General features: G+C 55.0%; 18 protein-coding genes. 1 reads left to right on the top strand and 17 read right to left on the bottom strand.

Annotated elements, in window-relative coordinates; all coding sequences use genetic code 11:
- Positions 1-4 precede the first annotated feature (4 nt).
- From J2Z70_RS06975 to J2Z70_RS06895, 17 genes are all read right to left on the bottom strand, one after another.
- Entirely contained in the window at positions 5-823 is an 819-nt protein-coding gene (locus J2Z70_RS06975) for a carbohydrate ABC transporter permease (RefSeq protein WP_081751222.1), read from the bottom strand.
- Complete coding sequence (locus J2Z70_RS06970; RefSeq protein ID WP_036727002.1) at positions 823-1,704, bottom strand: carbohydrate ABC transporter permease; 882 nt, start codon at positions 1,702-1,704, stop codon at positions 823-825. Before J2Z70_RS06970 ends, J2Z70_RS06975 begins: the two co-directional genes overlap by 1 nt.
- 85 nt (positions 1,705-1,789) lie before the next feature.
- Positions 1,790-3,112 (bottom strand): ABC transporter substrate-binding protein, encoded by a 1,323-nt coding sequence (locus J2Z70_RS06965; RefSeq protein WP_342592995.1) that lies wholly within the window; start codon positions 3,110-3,112, stop codon positions 1,790-1,792.
- Positions 3,113-3,351: 239 nt separating this feature from the next.
- Positions 3,352-3,876, bottom strand: coding sequence for a TlpA family protein disulfide reductase (locus J2Z70_RS06960; RefSeq protein ID WP_209870860.1), 525 nt, complete (start codon positions 3,874-3,876; stop codon positions 3,352-3,354).
- Entirely contained in the window at positions 3,873-4,592 is a 720-nt protein-coding gene (locus tag J2Z70_RS06955) for an ABC transporter ATP-binding protein (RefSeq protein ID WP_209870858.1), read from the bottom strand. The genes J2Z70_RS06960 and J2Z70_RS06955 overlap by 4 nt, the downstream gene beginning before the upstream one ends.
- Entirely contained in the window at positions 4,585-5,406 is an 822-nt protein-coding gene (locus J2Z70_RS06950; RefSeq protein ID WP_209870856.1) for an ABC transporter permease, read from the bottom strand. The genes J2Z70_RS06955 and J2Z70_RS06950 overlap by 8 nt, the downstream gene beginning before the upstream one ends.
- 2 nt (positions 5,407-5,408) lie before the next feature.
- Positions 5,409-5,957 (bottom strand): nitrous oxide reductase accessory protein NosL, encoded by a 549-nt coding sequence (locus J2Z70_RS06945; RefSeq protein WP_209870853.1) that lies wholly within the window; start codon positions 5,955-5,957, stop codon positions 5,409-5,411.
- Positions 5,954-7,336 carry a right-handed parallel beta-helix repeat-containing protein gene (locus tag J2Z70_RS06940; protein ID WP_209870850.1) on the bottom strand — a complete coding sequence of 461 codons (1,383 nt, stop codon included), beginning with the start codon at positions 7,334-7,336 and terminating at the stop codon, positions 5,954-5,956. Before J2Z70_RS06940 ends, J2Z70_RS06945 begins: the two co-directional genes overlap by 4 nt.
- Before the next feature lie 159 nt (positions 7,337-7,495).
- Positions 7,496-8,914: a DKNYY domain-containing protein gene (locus J2Z70_RS06935; protein ID WP_209870847.1), complete on the bottom strand. Its 1,419-nt coding sequence runs from the start codon at positions 8,912-8,914 to the stop codon at positions 7,496-7,498.
- Between the two features lie 396 nt (positions 8,915-9,310).
- Positions 9,311-10,141, bottom strand: coding sequence for a phosphoenolpyruvate hydrolase family protein (locus J2Z70_RS06930; protein WP_209870844.1), 831 nt, complete (start codon positions 10,139-10,141; stop codon positions 9,311-9,313).
- A 25-nt stretch (positions 10,142-10,166) separates the two neighbouring features.
- Positions 10,167-11,384: a Tm-1-like ATP-binding domain-containing protein gene (locus tag J2Z70_RS06925; RefSeq protein WP_209870841.1), complete on the bottom strand. Its 1,218-nt coding sequence runs from the start codon at positions 11,382-11,384 to the stop codon at positions 10,167-10,169.
- Between the two features lie 74 nt (positions 11,385-11,458).
- On the bottom strand, positions 11,459-12,658 hold the full coding sequence (locus tag J2Z70_RS06920) for a phosphoenolpyruvate hydrolase family protein (RefSeq protein ID WP_209870840.1): 1,200 nt from the start codon (positions 12,656-12,658) through the stop codon (positions 11,459-11,461).
- An 11-nt stretch (positions 12,659-12,669) separates the two neighbouring features.
- Positions 12,670-13,422: an energy-coupling factor transporter transmembrane component T family protein gene (locus J2Z70_RS06915; RefSeq protein ID WP_209870837.1), complete on the bottom strand. Its 753-nt coding sequence runs from the start codon at positions 13,420-13,422 to the stop codon at positions 12,670-12,672.
- A 3-nt stretch (positions 13,423-13,425) separates the two neighbouring features.
- Positions 13,426-14,298, bottom strand: coding sequence for an ATP-binding cassette domain-containing protein (locus tag J2Z70_RS06910; protein WP_245368033.1), 873 nt, complete (start codon positions 14,296-14,298; stop codon positions 13,426-13,428).
- A complete protein-coding gene (locus J2Z70_RS06905) occupies positions 14,250-15,092 on the bottom strand; it encodes an energy-coupling factor transporter ATPase (RefSeq protein ID WP_245368032.1) in 843 nt (280 codons plus the stop codon). The genes J2Z70_RS06910 and J2Z70_RS06905 overlap by 49 nt, the downstream gene beginning before the upstream one ends.
- A complete protein-coding gene (locus J2Z70_RS06900) occupies positions 15,089-16,579 on the bottom strand; it encodes a class I adenylate-forming enzyme family protein (protein ID WP_209870835.1) in 1,491 nt (496 codons plus the stop codon). The genes J2Z70_RS06905 and J2Z70_RS06900 overlap by 4 nt, the downstream gene beginning before the upstream one ends.
- Before the next feature lie 7 nt (positions 16,580-16,586).
- Complete coding sequence (locus tag J2Z70_RS06895) at positions 16,587-17,138, bottom strand: biotin transporter BioY (RefSeq protein WP_209870832.1); 552 nt, start codon at positions 17,136-17,138, stop codon at positions 16,587-16,589.
- A gap of 226 nt (positions 17,139-17,364) precedes the next feature.
- On the opposite strand from J2Z70_RS06895, the gene J2Z70_RS06890 reads away from it, so the two are divergent.
- Positions 17,365-18,342, top strand: a complete 978-nt coding sequence (locus J2Z70_RS06890) for a biotin--[acetyl-CoA-carboxylase] ligase (RefSeq protein WP_209870830.1) — start codon at positions 17,365-17,367, stop codon at positions 18,340-18,342.
- Positions 18,343-18,415 lie beyond the last annotated feature (73 nt).

Raw genomic sequence — 18,415 nt, 5'->3', positions numbered from 1 at the left:
TTAGTTAGCCTTTTATCGCGCCGGCAATCCCTTCCATATAATACTTCTGCGTGAACAGGAACACGAGGATGATCGGCAGCACCGAGATCATGGTTCCGGCGGCAATCCAGCCGAAGTTATAGGAGAATTGCCCGTTCAGATACGTAAGCGCCGCAGCGAGCGGATACTTCTCCGGGTCCTCCAGGACGACAATCGGCCACAGGAAGTTGTTCCAGAACGCCATGACCTCCAGTAATCCAATCACCGCAATCCCCGGCTTGACGAGCGGCATGACCAGTTGAATGAAGATGCGCAGCTCTGAGGCTCCGTCCATTTTACCCGAATCCCGGATATCTGCCGGAATACCCAGGAACGTCTGCCGCATCAGGAAGATATTGAACACGGACACCGCTGCCGGAAGAACAACGCCGAAGAACGTATTGCCCAGCTGAAAAGCCTGAATCGTCAGATAATGCACAATCATAGCGGTGGCCGACGGAATAATCATGGTCGAGATCAGCAGCGTGAAGACCAGGTTCCGGCCCTTGAACCGGAAGGCCGCCAGCGGATAAGCCGTCAGACAGGATAGAATAATGTTGAACACGACTCCCAGCAGTGTGATGATGACCGTATTCAGAATGTATCGCGGAAAATTCATGAAGTTCCACACCTGCACATAGTTATCGAACGCAATGAAGGTGGGCAGAATGGCCGGCGGGTTCGCAAACACGTTGCGCCCCGGCATCAGCGAGACACTGAGCAGCCACAGGAACGGCCCCATCATGAACAGGGCAAGCAGGATCAGCAGCAGATAAGTGATTAGAACACGCAAGCTACGCGGCATCAATAGGAATTCACCCCGCCTTTCCGGTTCAGTCTGAATACGAGTACACTAAGCGCTCCCACCATCACACTGACGATCAGCCCGAGCGCCGAGGCATAGCCGAAGTTGAACTGCTCCAGCCCTTTTTGAAAAATATAGACGCTTGAGGTCAGTGTGGACGTCCCCGGTCCGCCCTTAGTCAGAATGTAGACCTCATCGAACACCCGGATCGCGCCCATCACCGAGATCAGCGTGCAGAACAGAATATGCGGGCGCAACAGCGGCAGCGTCACATGTACAATCAGCCGCAACGGCCCTGCACCATCCACTCTTGCGGCCTCATACAGATCTGCAGGAATGCCTTGAAGCCCAGCCAGATAGAGCATCATGTAATAGCCGAGGCCCTTCCACATCGTAATGAACATTAGAACATACAGCGCCGTGCTGCTCGTCGATAGCCAGGAGACCTGCTCACTGATAATCCCTGCCTTCAGCAGCAGGTAATTGACAACTCCGTTATTGCCGAGCAGCCAGCTCCAGATCAGCGCCACCGCAACCATCGAAGTGACGACCGGTATATAGTAGGCGGCCCGGAACATTTTGACTCCAGGAATCCGGCTGTTGACCAGAATTGCCATTAAGATCGAAATGATCTGGATCACCGGCACAATCAGCACATATACCAGTGAATTCCACAGTGAAATCAGGAAATTATGATCTTGGAAGGCCCGTGTGAAGTTCTCCAGACCTACATAATTCGTCTCTGTAATGACAGAATAATCTGTCAACGAGAGCGGTATACCGTAAATAATCGGCCAAAAGGTAAACACCGCCAGAAACAGCAGCCCCGGCGCCATAAACGCCCATGCGGTAAAAGATTCAGACCGAAACCCCTTGTACACCCTCTACACCTCCCACTCCTTCAAATACCCTCAAAATATATCCATTGGGGGAGAAACTCCCCCTTATCGGCTATGCTTCAGCAGCTTAGGAACCCTGACTGATAATAGTATTGACTTCCTTCTCCACCTTGTTCAGCGTCTCTTTGATATCCGCGCCGTTCATCAGAATCTCCTGCAATCCGCGCGCCAGCGCAGAGTTGATATCTGCGGCGCTTGGAACGCCGACCATGTAATCGGTAGCCTTATCCAGACTCTGCGAGGAAGCCACCTTCGCTTCAGCTTCCAGAGAGCCGTCAGACTCGGTGAAGAACGGATCCTGAATGGACGCCTTGCTCGATGGCAGCGTGTTGGCGGCCTTGGAGAAGGCTGTCTGATTCTCGGCATTCGTAAGGAAGGCAGCGAATTCCACCGCCTGCTGCGGGTTCTTCGACTTCTGCGGCACGACCAGATTCATCGAATTGGAGAGACGCAGGTTCGCCTTGCCTGTCGGCAGCGGGACAGCAATGGTATTCTTGTAGACATCCGGCGCAGAGGTCTTGATGAAGTTAATGAATGTTGGGCCGGACAACTGGAAGGCTACCTGTTCACCGGAGAAATACTGAATCTGCTTACTGAAATCAGCGTCCTCCTTCAACACTACCCCTTCCTTCATCAGATCGCGCATCTGGGAGATCATTGCTTCGGCTTCCGGCGTATTGAAGGCGGCGGCTGTCTTGTCCTCATTCAGGATTGAGATGCCGTCGATGGGGAACAGCTTGGAGACCAGCTGCTGGGCATACCCGGCTGCTCCGGTCTTCTCATGAACCTGACGCGCCCACTCCACCAGCTCCTCGCGGGTCTGCGGCGGGTTCGCAGGGTCGAGGCCCGCCTTCTCCACCAGCTTCTTGTTCATGAACAGCACTTCTGTGCCAGTGTACCAGGGAAGTGCATACGCCTTGCCGTCGAATACTGTAGAATTATAAATCCCCTCGAAATAACTCTTCGCCTGCTCATCCGTCAGATACTCGCTCAGATTCAGCAGCGCTCCCTTGCTGCCTAGCTGGCTGGCGAACTCGGTGTTCAGATTCACGACATCCGGGCTCTTGCCGCTGGCCGTGCTGGTCAACAGCCGCTGCGAGATGGCATCATAGGGATAGTCCTTCCACTCCACCGTTACTCCGGGGTGGCTGTCCTCATACTGGGTAATCAGATTATTGAAGTAATCATTGAACGTTGGCTGAAGTGCAATCGTCCAGAATTCAAGCTTCACCGGCTCCGCCGCAGCCGTAGCTTCAGCGCCCGTGCCGGGTTCTCCGGTGCTTCCGGCAGCCGGTGTCCCCTTCGTATTGCCATTTCCTCCGCAAGCCGCAAGCAGCATAGACATGGTCAGCAGCAGCGATACTGTGAAGCCCTTTCTGTTAGTTCCCACACCATATTCCCCCTCAGATTAAGTGTAAGGCGAGCGCCCTTCCCGCGTCAGGTTCCTGACTTTTTGCTCCCTCTTTGCAATGAGTATATCAGAAATTTTAATTAAATGAAGTATTTTTCCTAAAATAAATTAAAAAAAGAAATAATTTTTCTTTTTATGCCCGCAAAACAGCCTCCGCCTGCACCGGAAGCATTTTCCCGGCAGGCGGAGGCTGTAGTTAGAATAGAATATCCCCTTCATTATTCAGCTCCGGCCTCAGCCAGCCATTGCTTGAGCGTATCGAGATCCCCGATCTCTCCGACTACGATTTTGCTTATCTCGCCCGCCTTATTGATGATATAAGTTGACGGCAGTGCATTGACGCTATACGAGGCAGATATCCTTCCGGTAACATCGATAATGACGGGAAAAGAGAATTGTTGCTCCGCCATATACTCCGATACCGTCCCCTTGGATTCTCCTGCGTTCACGAACAAGGTCTCGACTGGAAGCTCAGCGGATTGGCTTAGTTCATTTAACAGCGGCATTTCCCGCATACAAGGCTTGCACCAGGTCGCCCAGAAGTTAAGCAGCACGACCCGGCCCTTATATTCGCTGAGGCGCACCTTCTCCCCCTGCAAGGTTACCGCTTCGAACGCCGGAGCCAAAGCACCTGCGGTCATTCTCCCGGCCGGAGGTTGGCTGGACTGCTGAAGATAAACCCCGATTCCGGCAGCACAGGCAGCGGCAATAATCAGCAGAGTAACGATCCGGCGCAGCTTCATCCCAGCCCCAGACTATGGTGAAAGGCGGCGTACAGCGAACCGAACTCTGTACGGATCTCTGCCGTAGTGCCTGACCCCACATGCTTGCCCTGATTCAGGAAGACAATCTGATCGGACACCCGATCCGCAATCTCCAGCTGGTGGGTGGAAAAGAGGACCGTATGCCCCTCTTCCCGGATACCCTGCAGCAGCTTCGCGAATTCGTTCATCCAGAACGGGTCCAGCCCGTTAGTCGGCTCATCCATAATCAGGAGCGGCGGCTTCGCCAGCAGCGCTTGCGCGAACAGGACGCGCTGGCGCATCCCCTTGGAGAAGGTGGTTACCAGGCTGTTGCGCTTATCCGCAAGTCCGACTAGAGCCAGCACCTCCTCTACCCGCTGTTTGCGTCTGGGAATCCGGCGCAGTGCCGCCCAGAAATTCAGCAGCTCTTCCGCAGACAGCCCGTGGCTGAACTGATAATCATCCGGCATATAGCCGATCTGCATGGAAAAGCGCTTGCGGGATTGCTTCCACTTCAGCCCGTTTACCGTAATTTCGCCTGAAGTCGGCTGTAGAATGCCAGCTACCATCCGCAGCACCGTGCTTTTGCCGGCCCCATTCCCGCCGCACAGGGCAAGTATGCTGCCGCCTGGAACCTGGAAGCTGATCTCTTCGACCAGTGTTTGCCGCCCGATGACCTTGGTAATCTCTTTCACCTGAATTAGCGGATTATCCACGGGAACGCCCCCTCTCCCAGATCCAATATACTGCTAAGATGGACAGCAGCACCCAGGCAGCGCAGACCCCGAGGAACAGCAGGCTGCCGCCCGGACGGCTAATCCATTCCACCCACTGATAATATTCCGGTCCCAGAACCGACCCTCCGCCCAGCTTCACCACCACGAACAGGCGCACCAGCTCAGCCGGATTAAGCATCGTCAGCACAATCAGCGCTGGCTTGATCCAGAGATACGGGAGCAGCCCTAGGCCTGCGATCAGGAATGTCGGCCAGCCGATCACCGCGAAGAACCAGACCGCTACAGAGATCGTCAAGGCCTGCCAGCGGTTGCGGGATAACGAGCCGATGATGAGGGCAAGGGTCAGGAACAACAGGACCAGACCTGCCGAGAAGGCCAGGAACAGGAAGTAAGTATCCGCCGCAAAAGCCATTCCGAGCAGGCCGCTGAGCAGCCCCATCAGCCCGTAACCAAACGCTACAATCGTCAGCAGGACAGCGGCTAGCCCGGTATATTTTCCCAGGACAAATGATAAGGTTCCAATGGGATAGGTGGATAACAGCTGCCAGCTTCCGTCTTCCCGTTCCGAGGTCAGTGAGAAGGAGCCCAGAAATAACGTCATCAGCGGCAAAAGATACAGAATCAGGCTCAGCATGGAGCCCGTAACCGCAGTATAGCCTTCGACCGCGTTATTCACATGGATCAGCAGCAGCCCGAGACTGAAGGTACAGAACAAGGCCAGGAAGGAATAGGCCCACGGGTTGCGGAAGCCGATCTTAAGCTCTCTGCGGGCAATATGCAGGATGTCAGCCATACTCACATATCCTTCTCTTCGGAATGCGTACCTTCCTCTGAGCTATGCTCCTCCATATGACCTTCTCCGCTCTGCATGTCCATGTTCATCATATCCTTGTTCTGCTTCCATTCATGGGAGGCCAGCTCTCCGGCGGTCAGCACAGTGCCTAGCGCCTGCTCCTTCACGAATGCTTCTGCTGCCGCCTTATCCTTGAAGCTGATCACTCCATAAGCCATCGGCGTACGCAGAGAAGCGTCATACACATAGCTCGCCTTGCTGAATTCAACCCAGCTCTTGTCGTTATAGTCGCGGACATAATCCATGCCGATCTGCTCCGTGCCGTTGCTCTTCTTCCACTCATTCATACAGCCGATATCGTCGAACTTGTAATTCTTGCCGTCCTTGGTCGTTAGCTGAGTGGCGAAAGCATCATCCTTGACCTGCATATTGCAGACCACACAGATATCGACGTCTTCATTAATCGCTACCGGCTCGTATTTCTTCTGTCCGCAGGCCGCGAGGATCACCAGACTCATTGCTACCATCAAGACCAGACTCCATCGTTTCATAATCGCAGTACCCCCAAGTATATGATTGTAATTACGGATAGGAACAGCAGCAGCCAGCCCGCTACCATGACCGTGCCCTGTCCCCCTGCCGCCTGATCCGGGCTAACCGTACCTGCCTCAAGCTGCATGAGCGGCGCTGAATCGGTGGACCACCCTGCCGAACCGCCGGTGTACATATCGCTCAGGAAGGTCATCCCCGGTGACTGGAAAAACAGCTGATACGCTGCATTCCCCGCCACCAATTGCTGATAGAAGGGGTTGATCGCATACTTCAGGTCGCTGACCCCATCCCCCGTGAGATCCAGTCCGCCAAAGGCGTCCCAGTAATTCCCGTTCATCTCATTGTCCCTGCTGCCTGTGGCCTGGGCCTCAATGACGTTCGCAACAAACCCGTTACGCTCAAAGCGGTTGCCCTCTGCATTCTCGAACTGCACGCCGATATAGTTGCGGAGCACCAGATTCTGCTGCAGCTTGTTATCCGAGGACTGCTGCATGTAAATCCCCACCCGGTTGCCTTCCACCCGGTTGTTTATAATCGCGGAATTCCGCACATCGTAGAGCAGAATTCCCTGTGAATGCACATTCCGGCTCTGCTTGCGGAAGGAGTTCCCGGACACCACCACACCCGTAACACCCATCACCATCGCGCCGGTAATGTTGTATTCACCGGTGTTGTTAGTGACCTTCGAGCCATTGATATACATGCAGTGGACCCCGTACCGCAGATAAGTAAGCTTGTTCTGGTCCACCACCGTATTGCGGCTGTTCTCCAGATAGATGCCATCCCGCAGATAAGCGATGTCGTTGCCCCGGATCACAGCGCCGTGAGAGTTATAGAGATCGATCCCGGTGCCTCTCGTTCCCGGTGCTTCTCCTGTGGGGATGAACCAGCTTATTGTATTGTCCGAGATCACCCCGCTATCGGCTTCACGGAGGAGTATGCCGTACCCTGCCGAATGAATGACCAACCCCTTCAGGGTGACCCTGTCCGCTTCAACGCGTACAGCCGCCGCTTCCCCGTCGTTATTCTGCTGAATCTTCAGGTTCTCAAGCCTTACACTGTCTGCCGTGATCAGCACCGCCGCCTGCTCGTCCTTTGCCGTATGCAGCAGAATCGCCTCGCCGTTACCGTTAATCGTCACTCGCTTATCCAGCCGGACCGGACCGGAATAGGCTCCCGGAGCCAGGGTGATAAGATCTCCCTCACGGGCTGAGTCGATGATGGGCTGCAGCGGAAGGACTCCGGTGCTGGTGTCTGCGCTTACAATGGTGCCATGATTGAAGGAGCAGAAGAACAGGCATATAATGAACAAGCCTGCCAGCAGTACAGCTCTTACTTTGGTGCTACGGGATGGACGAAAGCCTTGTGCGATTAGCATTGTTCACTCCCTCGACGTAGTAATGTTCCCGATTCCAGCCTTATAGCCGTGTAATGATAACGCTCCCATTGTAGGTAAATGGAGATCCGCTGACCATAGCCCATTTTAGCTATCCCGGACAAAAAATGTGTCTAAAATGTGATTAAGTGTCTTGGCCGATCATTTCTTCTTCGTCTTCTTAATCGTATTGTTATCCGTAACGGTATAGATGAATCGGGCGTCTTCTGCACCACCGTCATTGTCTGTCACCCGGAAGGTAACCGCGTCCGCAGCGCGCTGCACGCCTCCTGTCCTGAAGCAGAACACCTCATAATCATCCTTGCCCCAGAATGAATTCAGCATACGGAAGCTTTCCCCGTCTATCCCCTTTACCGTGCGGCGGCCGTTGGCATTGTACAGTCCGTACTTGTCTGCCGCCCAGCTCTCCGGGCCGTGGTCGAACAGATAGACGAAGCTGTCGCGGTCCAGCTTCCTGGCCGGATCTCCCCACTGGTACACCCTCTCCCGGTCAACCGCCCAGCTTCCATTCTCCGATAAGACTGTGAAGCTCTCCGGATCGGCTCCGGGTAGCGGCTCCAGAATATAATCCGGGTGACCGAACGGCTGGAAGGTCCGTCGGAACGCGGCGTGATAGACCTGGCGCTTGTCTTTGGACAGCCCCTGGCTGCCTGCTCCCGCCAATACAGTGAAGCTGGCCGGGTCTGCTCCAGCAACCCGGTATCCGTTATAAAAGACGTTCTGCGCATCCCTTCCGAACAGGCCCCCGAGGGCCTCGAAGGTCAGTACATCCGCTGTCCGGGCCCGCCTCCAGGTACAGTAGACTCCTTGCGCATCTTGTCCATACTCGTCATCCAGCACCTTAAACGTTACCGGATCTGCCCCTCTCACCAGATTGAAGACCTGGCGCGTCCCTGTCCTTCCTGCAGCACCGTTCTCGGAAGCGTAGAAGACGGCCCGGTCTGTCTTGAACCAATTTCCCTGAATCCGATTGGCTCCGGCCTCTGGCTTGTCATAGCTGGCATGCCACCAGCCGTACACATCTGGATAAGCATCCCGCAGCTGGTGGGCCAGCCCGGACTTGCTGCCGTTGTCATAAGATAAGGAATGATACAGATGCAGTACATGGTCCTTGTCCATGCAATAGTCCATATAGGCCGCAGCAGTCTCCACATCGATATCCTCCCAGGTATGAAACCGGTCAACGTTCTTCACATACAGACGGTGCTTGTCTTTAGCGAAATACGGTGAGCCCTCCAGAAGCTTAAAGGTCTCAGGGTCTGCTCCCGGGATCTGCTTGTCCTCCAAATAGACATGCAGCGTATCCAGTCCATAGTCATTATCCAGCACACGGAAGGCACCGGCGTCCCCGCTGACTAAGGTGACTTTATTCTTACGTCCGTCAAACCACCATACCCCCCGGACATCCTGCAGATACCCGAACGGCAGCCAGCCGCGATGAAAGGCATGAATGACCGCGAAGCCCTCACTGGTAATGGCGCCCTTAAGCAGCAGAGCGTCTCCTGCTTCCTGCTTCAGCAGAACATGTGCATCTTCGGTTATGAACAAACTATTGGTCATATATCATCCACTCCTTATCCTTTCGTTTTGACTATCATACAACAGTAGTCCCTTCTATAATTAACCACATCCATTCTACATATGGTGTGGATCGCATTGTTGCACATTTTGCAGGATTTCTCTAAAAATGTTATGGGTTACGCTATATTGTTGCATCATTTGCAGGAATTCCGGTGTTTATTGCAACTTAACGCTGACTTTGTTGCATTTCATGCAGGATTTCAGCGTAAGGGGCTTCTATTGGCCAGCATTGTTGTATATTTTGCAGGATTTCTCTAAAATGTTACGGACTACTGAGCATGGAGATGGCTCCCTCACACACACCTTCTCCGCAGAAAATAAAAAAGACCACAACCGGCGGAAGCCGGGCTGTGGTCACTGATTCTGTCTTCTTGCTTATTGCTGAATTGCTTTGAACGACTCGGTCTGGCGGGTAATTCCCTGCTCCGCCGCGAAGCGCTCTATGCTCGATGCGCCGAAGAATCCATGGATGCCCTTCGTCCGCTGAATGACATAAGCCGCATCCTCCGGCTCGGCAATCGGGCCGCCGTGGCAGATAATCATAATCTCCGGGTTGACCGCCCGTCCGGCTTCGATAATCGCCTCGATACGCTCCACACAATCGTCCAGGGTCAGCGCGGTAACTGCGCCGATGGTGCCCTTGGTGGTGAGGCCCATGTGGGCGACCAGAATATCTGCACCCGCCTCTGCCATGGCCCGTGCCTGTTCCGGGTCGAACACATACGGGGTCGTCAGCATATCCAGCTCATGGGCGATGCGGATCATTTCAACCTCCAGGCCGTAGCCCATCCCGGTCTCCTCCAAATTCTGGCGGAAGACGCCATCGATCAGACCCACTGTTGGGAAATTCTGCACACCGCTGAAGCCCTGCTCCTTCAGCTGCTTCAGGAATACCTCCATCACCCGGAACGGGTCGGTGCCGCATACCCCTGCCAGAACGGGCGTATCCTTGACGACAGGCAGCACCTCCGAGCCCATCTCCACTACAATCTGATTGGCGTCGCCATACGACAGCAAGCCTGCCAGTGAACCGCGTCCTGCCATTCTGTAACGCCCGGAATTGTACACAATCAGCATATCCGCTCCGCCTGCCTCACTACTCTTGGCGGTAATCCCCGTGCCTGCCCCGACACCAAGAAGAATCTTACCCGCCTTCACCTCTTGCTTGAATCTGTCCAAAATCTCAGCTCTGGTCTGCTTATTCATTAGTAGCTCCTCCTTATTGTGGGGTTCAGGCCTTCGCGGCCTGCATGAGATCAATCAGCTTCTGGGCTGCCGCCCCGGCAAAGGCCGGATCGTTGATCGCCTCGTCCATTTCGATCAGTTCAACCCTTGAGCGGTCCACCTGCCGGCGCAGGGTATCGAACAGCATCCGGTCCTCTTCAGGGCCGTAGAAGGGCTGACCCTCCACATCAATCGCCGAAATACCGCCAAGCGGCAGCATAAGCACTGTACTCTCCGTTGCCATATTGAGCTTCTCGGCGAGCTTCCTGCCGAGCTGTTCATTCTCTTCCACGGTCGTCCGCATCAGGGTGACTGTAGGATTATGATGATAGAATTTGCGATCCTTGAACTTCTCCGGTACGGTATCCGCCGGGCCGAAGTTGCACATGTCCAGGGCCCCCACCGAGACGACCTGCGGAATGCGGTTGCGGCCTGCGGCCTCCAGGCGGTGCGGTCCTGCGTTCAAGACGCCGCCGATCAGTTCATCTGCCCATTCGGTGGTGGTTAAGTCCAGCACCCCTTCAATGAAGCCCGCTTCGATCAGCGCCTCCATCGATTGTCCGCCGATTCCGGTTGCATGGAATACCAGCACCTCGTAGCCGCGCTCCTCCAGGTATTTGCGCGCTTCAGTCACACAAGATGTGGTCACTCCGAACATGGTGGCTGCTACCAGCGGCTTTTTCTCCGGTTCATAGTCTGCTTCGAACAGGAGCATGCCCGCGATGGCAAACATCGCATTGCTGAATATTCTCGTCGAGATCGAATTGAGGCCTGAGACATCCACGACAGACGGAATCATCATAATATCGCTGGTCCCGACATAGGGGGCGGTATTTCCGGAGGCAACCGTGGATACCAGCACCTTCGGTACGCCGATCGGCAAGGCTCTCATGGCAGGGGCAACCAGTGAAGTTCCGCCGGTACCCCCGAAGGATATGATGCCGTCAAATTTCCCCTCCTGGTATAACCGGGGAACAAGCTTCTCCAGCCCCTTGGACAAGACCTCTGTAGCTAACGCCCGGTCCTTCTTCGCGGCAAGCTCGTCCAGCTCCACACCAGCGGCGGATGCGACCTCCCGGTTAGACACATCGGGTTGAAAGGCTGGCTCGAATACACCGGTATGGATCATCAGGGCTCTGAGGCCCAGCTCCTCTGCAAGCTGCTTGATGTACAGGTACTCCTCACCTTTCGTATCAAACGTTCCAGCTATGGCGATCGTCTTCATTCTGTGGCCTCCTCGTATACGAATCATAGATTCATCATACCGGGCATTTTTATGGATGAAAACGCTTTTATGTTCTATGTTTTTGTGTTTAGGTTAGATTTGTACTGCTTGGGCGAGCTGCCCATCAGCTTTTTGAACATTCTGCTGAACTGGGCATAGTCGGGGTAGCCGACCATTGCGGACACCTCGGATAATTGCAGATGCGGGGCCTGGAGCAGGATGGCAGCCTTTTGCATACGGAAGCCGACCAGATAGTTCTGGAAGCTGCACCCTACCTCCTTTTTAAACAAGCTACTCAGGTAACTGCGTGACACATGTGCCACCTTGGCCAGATCCGCGAACACTACTTCCTCGCTGTAGTTCTGGGCGACATATTCTTTGACGAATTCTACGTAATCGTAATGCCGGGTGATGCCGCTGAGCATTTTGACCATGAGATCATCCTCATCCAGCTTGCCCAGTCGCTTGAAATCGCGGGTTATGGCTGTAATCGACTGCTCGGAGGGAATCCGTTCAAAGGCAGAGCCGCCAATGTAGCCCATAATCTGCGTGTTATTGCTGTACATATACTGGACATCAACCGGAGTCTTGACCGGACCGCCGTAGATCATCTTAATGACTTCAGGCTTAACCTCTCCGCAGGCAGTGAGAATACGCAGCGCCTTCGCCTTGGCAGCTTCCAGAGAGACCACCTTCCGCGCCCCCAGCAATCCGCCTACAGTCAGGCCGAGATGCACACAGATCACATCCGCCCCCGCCTCTGCCATCTGGACCGCCTGGGCTTCGTCGAAGACGAAAGCCACCGTGAACAGCTCCTGCTGATGAGCCAGACGTATAGCCTCAACCTCCCTGTCATAGCTGATACCGTCCTCCTCCAGTGCCTCTCTGAACACCCCGTCGATCAGGCCGACCGTCGGATAATTATTCACTCCCGCGAAGCCTCTGGCCTTAATCTCTTCTATATACAGGGACATTTCTCTCGTTGGATCATTCGCATTCAGCCCGAACAGCACCGGAGTGTCTCTTACCAGCGGCACAATCTCCTTCGAGGCAAAATCCATCACCATCTCATTGCTGTTGCAGAAGGGCAGGAACCCCGCCAGCGAGCTTCTCCCCATCTGCCGGAACTTGCCGGAGTTCAGCATTAGAATGAAGTCTGCTCCGCTGTCAGCGGCAACCTTGGCTGTAATTCCCGTACCTGTCGAGACACCAATAATATGGTTGCCTTCGCGCAGCTCTGACTGAAGCCGCTCCAGTATGGCTGTTCTGTTCAAGCTCTATCTCCTCATCTCTCCAGCAGAATTCCCAGCAGAACATACGCAAGCATGATCCCGCCGGCTGCATAATCCATCCGTGCATATTTTAGCACCCGATAGGAAGTCCGTCCCTTCCCGTTCCCGTAAGCCCTTGCCTCAATCGTCATCGCCAGCTGCTCCGCCCGCGCAAGGGTGGTGACGAGCAGCGGAATCACCAATTGGATGTAAGCCTGTATCCGGTTAAGGCCTTTGGTATCCTTGATATCATACCCTCTGGCCTGTTGCGCCACAAGAATGCGGTCCAGCTCCTGGGTAATAGTGGGGATAAAACGAATAGCCAGCATGACCGTCAAGGCCAGCGCTTCTACCGGAACGCCCAGACGGGATAACGGCTGGCACAGCTGTTCCAGACCTTTGGCCAGATCGAGCGGTTTCGTCGTTAATGTCAGGATGAGAGCAAGCGAGACCAGGAGCAGAATCCGCCAGAGTGCGAAGAGCTCATTCCTGATCCCTTCCTGGTTGAACAGGAGATGATAGAGCATTGGCAGCAGCAGGATGAATAGAAGCGGCTGCAATGCCCGTAAGAGCATACGAAGCGGAACTCTGGACAAGAGGAGCTGTCCTCCCGCCAGAACTGTCGCAGCAATGTATCCTGTAATCGCCTGGAGATGCATACTGCCAATTGTGAAGGCTACAAGGATGAGTAGCTTGGTTCGCGGATCAAGCCGGTGGATGACAGAGTCTGAGGGGACATACTGCCCGAGTACAATTTTATCCGTCATCGCTCAGAGACCCTTTGCCTGCCAGATAGCATTCACCGTCCGAAAAATCTCTGCTTCCTTGCAGCTTGCAGGCCGTGGCTTCGCTCCAGATACTTCCTCAATGATTCTCAAGAGCTGAATCGGTTCCGGTGCAGGCAGACCCGCTTGCTCCATGCAATCTGCCTGCTTCAGGAACAGTTCGTTGACCTCCCAATGTCCTAACAACCGGCCCTGCGCCATAACCATCACCTCATCCGAGTATTCGGCAACATCCTCCAGCTGATGCGACAGGAACAGCACGGTCCGCTTGTTCTCCTCCTGCCACTTTTTAAGCCTTCTGAGCAAGTCGTTCTTGTTCCCGGGATCAAGCCCAGCGGTAGGTTCATCCAGAATAAGCAGCTCCGGCCCGGCCATCAGCACAGAAGCGATAGCCACCAGCCGCTTAAGTCCGCCACTTAGCTGTAAGGGATGCTGCTGAAGCAGCGCTGCGGGTAAGCCCAACTGCTCCATAACCTGCCGGATCGCTTGCTCCACGTTCGCCCGGGATTCACCCTTCATGGTAAGCGCAAAAGCCAGCTCCTGATTGACCGTTGCCGCAAATAGCTGCTGCTCAGGATACTGAAAGACATAACCGATGTGCGGAACAGTCTTCAGCCTGCCTTGCGGATCGCTTGGCAATGGCTGCTGACGATACGTATATTCGCCTTTTGAGATTGGCAGCAGACCCTTGAATACTTTGGCGAGGGTGGATTTTCCGGCCCCGGACTGACCGATAACCGAAATCCATTTGCCCTCCTGAAGCGTGCAGCTTACCGACTCAAGAATGTCCCGCCCGTTCATCTTCACACTTACATCCTGCAATGCGTAGACCATAAGGTTCTGATCGTCTCCTTCCATTCTGCATGCAGCGGAGCATCCAGCCCGAGCGCCTGGAATAATCTTACGGCAAAAGGAGGCGCAAGCTGATGCTCCGTCATGCTTACACTGCTGAACAAGCCGGAGGGCGTCCCGTCAAAAGCCAGCTCTCCCCGGCTAAGCAGCAGCACACGGTCAGAAGGCAGGACCTCATCCATATGATGGGTAATGTGGATGATCGTCAGCCCTTGCTGGTGAAGCATGCGCATCACCTGAAGGAGGTCCTGCCTGCCCTGCGGATCAAGCATGGAGGTGGCTTCATCCAGGATGAGGATGGAGGGCTCCATTGCCAGAACCGCCGCTACGGCAACCCGCTGCTTCTGCCCGCCCGACAGCTGATGCGGAGCGGCGTCCATATAGTCTTCCATATGAACGGCTTGCAGCGCACGGGTTGCCCGGCTGAGCATTGCGGTTCTCGGGACACGCAGATTCTCCAGCCCGAAGACCACCTCATCCAGCACGGAAGCCGTAATGAACTGATCGTCAGGATTCTGGAAGACCAATCCGGCCTGCTCGCGGATGCTTACGAGATCCTGGCGCTTCAACGTGCTCAGCGCTCCCAGCCTCACCTCTCCGGCTCTTGGCAGCAGCAATCCGTTCATTAGCTTGGCAATGGTGGATTTACCGCTGCCATTCGCGCCGATGATGGCAACGAATTCGCCTTGGCGTATGTCAAAGCTGAGCTGACGGAGAACCGGCTGCCCTCTCCGGTAAGCAAAGTCTACCTGGTCAAAAACGAGCATGGGTGGAACTTCTTCCTGCACGGCCTTCTTCATGTCAACTCCTCTACCACGCGGCTCTTCATGAGCTGGCGGGCGATTTTGCCGGAACCGGTGTAGCTGAATCCCTCTACGTTAATCAGCTGCTTAGGCAGCTTATAGCTGGCCAGATAGGGGCGGCAATACTTCCTGATCTCATCGAGTGTAAGCCGTTCCTGGCCCTGCCACTGTATCAGTAACGTTACCTGCTCCCCCCAGCGTTCATCCGGTATGCCGAACACCATCGCTTCCCGGATATTCGGATGGCGAAGCAGCACTGCTTCCACTTCTTCCGGGAACACCTTGAGCCCCCCGCTCTTGATCATGCTGCCCGCGCGTCCGGCCAGGCGCAGATGCATCTGCCGGTCCTGATACACGTAATCCCCTGTGCGCAGCCAGCCGTCCCGGAATACCCGCGCCGTCTCTTCCGGCAGGAGATGATATCCGGAGAAGATCATATCGCTGCGGATGTATAGCTCCCCCACTGTGCCTTGAGGAACCTCGCGGAACTGTTCATCGCAGATCAACAGCTCTACACCGCTGAACGGCTGGCCCAGAGAGTCCTGCGGCTCCGCTCCGGTAAGCTCCAGATAGCTGATGTAGCTGGCTTCAGAGGAGCCGTAATACTCATAGAGCCTAACCCCGTTGAACCTCTCGCGGCACTTAGGTATTGAAGACACAGGCCATTTGCCGCCGGAGCTAATCAAGGCCTGAATGGACACCTCGGCGTTGCTTGACTCCGCTTGGCGCAATAACGCCTCGGTCATAGCGGGCACAACGAACAGAATCATATCCGGTACACGGGAGCACAGGGTGAGTACGCGCTCTGCATCGAATTCCGGAAGGAGATGGAACGTAGCTCTGCTGTACAGGGATTGCAGCAGGGCGAACAGCGACAGCGAATGCACGAACGGCCCGGGCGCAAGCACATGCTGCATCCGGTTCAGGCTGAACGCCTTCTCTGTAGCCTCCAAGCTGCTGAACCACGACTGATGGGTCCGCATATACCCCTTCGGGATACCTGTGGTGCCAGAGGTATACCCGATGAACAGCAGTTCAGGGCTATCTGCGGCTTCAGCCTCCGGCCCGAAGCCTGCTACCCAAGCCTCATAGCTGCCGGAGACCTGTCCCCTGCCGAAATATAGCTGGGGAATTCCACTGTAACGACCAATCAGATCAGCTGCGAAGCATACTTCACTTACAATTAGCCCTGGAGCGCATTGCTGGATGACCTGTTCCAGCTCTGCTGGAGACCATTTCGGGTCCAGCAGTACGGGAGTGCAGCCTGCATAGATAGCACCCAGGACAAATTCGGCGAATTCCATGCGGTTACCGGATAGAAGCGCAACGGTCTGATTCGTGTGTCCGCCCTGCCGCAGACCGCTGGCAACCTGTTGAACCCGTTTCGTGAGCTGCTCATAGGTACAGTCTTCGTGTCCATCTGAAATTGCAATACGGTGAGGGACGAGTACGGCACGTTCCAGAATGTGTTCTGCTAGATTCACCGGAATCTCACGCCCCCCTCTTCTCCTCAACCGGACTGAACGCCCGGAGCTGCATGGTGATGACAGCGGCCAGCAGAGCCTTGATCAGATCTCCGGGCAGAAAAGCCGCAGACCCGGCAAGTCCGGTCCAGAGCGGAGTATTCGTAATCCAGGCCATGGTCGAAGCGCCGATTAGATTAACGAGCAGAACGCCAAAGATCAGATTAACGGCGAACAGCTTCCAGGCCCGGAGCTTCGGCCAGACCGCTTCAGCGAACCAGCCGATCAACCCGGCGGCCAGCGGCCAGCTGAACAGATAGCCTGCTGTCGGTCCAACGAGTATGGCCAGCCCGCCGCGTCCGCCTGGTAATACCGGCAAGCCTAAAGCGATAAGGATAAGAAAAATGATCAGGCTGAGTGCGCCTGTCCGCCAGCCCAGAAAACAGCCGGCCAGCATGACACCAAGCGTCTGGGCAGTGACAGGTACAGGAATAATGCCTAGCGATACGGGCGGAACCAAGCCCAACACCGCGATAAGCGCGGCGAATAAGGCCGCATAGACTAGCTCTTTGATTCTCAATTCAATAACCTCCACAAGATAAGATACAGGAATTGGGCGGCCTTCCGGTCAGGGAGTCCAGCCAACAAGCTGAATTATAGTGGAGGACGCCTTCATTGTAAACCATAAATTATTAATAGGTTCACAATCATGATGTGAGTATACCTGATTTTTCTAATGATCCTAAGCATGTTAATATATTTAAAGAAATGAGATCGGAACGTTAGACTTGTGGAGGGTTATAGGCATGACAGTTAAAGAACATATCCTGGCCTTACTGGATAGCAATAAGGGTAAATACTTCTCCGGCGAGGACATCGCCGGGCGGTTATCCGTGACGCGCAGCGCAGTGTGGAAGGCCATCAAAGCGCTGCAGAGTGACGGCTATTCCATTCAGGCCGTCACCAATAAGGGATACTCCCTGTCCCCCCAGACGGACATTCTGTCCACCGCAGCGGTTGCCAAATACCTGGATGCCAGGGGGCAGAAGCTGCGGCTTGAAGTCTTCAAGAGCGTCGCTTCCACGAACGAGCTGGTCAAGGCGCTGGCTTCCGGCGGTGAAGCGGAAGGCAAAGTCATCCTCTCGGAGGAGCAGACCGCCGGGCGGGGCCGGAAAGGCCGGCCGTTCTTTTCCCCTGCGGGAACTGGCATCTATATGAGCATTCTGCTGCGGCCCCGGCTGTCGGCGGCAGATGCTACGCTTCTGACTACCTCTGCTGCCGTTGCGGTGGCTCTGGCGATCGAGAGTGTGTCCGGCCTCAGCACGCAGATCAAATGGGTGAATGACGTATTCATGAACGGTAAAAAGGTGTGCGGAATCCTCACCGAGGCTTCCCTGTCCCTGGAGAATGAGTGGCTGGATTATGCCGTACTCGGGATCGGGATCAACGTGGCACTGCCCGCAGCAGGCTTCCCCGCCGGACTGTCTGAGATTGCAACCTCTATCTATCAGGCCGGCAATCCCGAAGGGGATTTGCGGAACCGGCTTACAGCCGAAGTGCTGAACCGCTTCATGGGCTATTATGAGCAGCTTAAGGAACGGCTGTTTCTGCCCGAATACCGGCAGCGCATGATGTCGCTGGGTGAGACGGTCATGGTTGTTAAGGAGCATCAAGAGCAAGCGGCAACCGCCGTTGATATCGACAACGACTGCCGCCTGAAGGTCCGGTATCCGAATGGCGACGAGGAATATCTGTCCAGCGGCGAAGTTCGTATTCTGCTCTAACACTTAGAAACCACAATTCGCAAGAGATGCTTGCGGGGGGTGGTTTTTTTGTGCCGTTATTCCGGCTCGGATA

This window comes from Paenibacillus silagei (genome assembly GCF_017874735.1).
Lineage (GTDB): Bacteria > Bacillota > Bacilli > Paenibacillales > Paenibacillaceae > Paenibacillus_AQ > Paenibacillus_AQ silagei.
The sequence above is the reverse complement of the archived record's forward strand: the minus strand, read 5'-3'. Positions and strand labels throughout refer to the sequence as shown.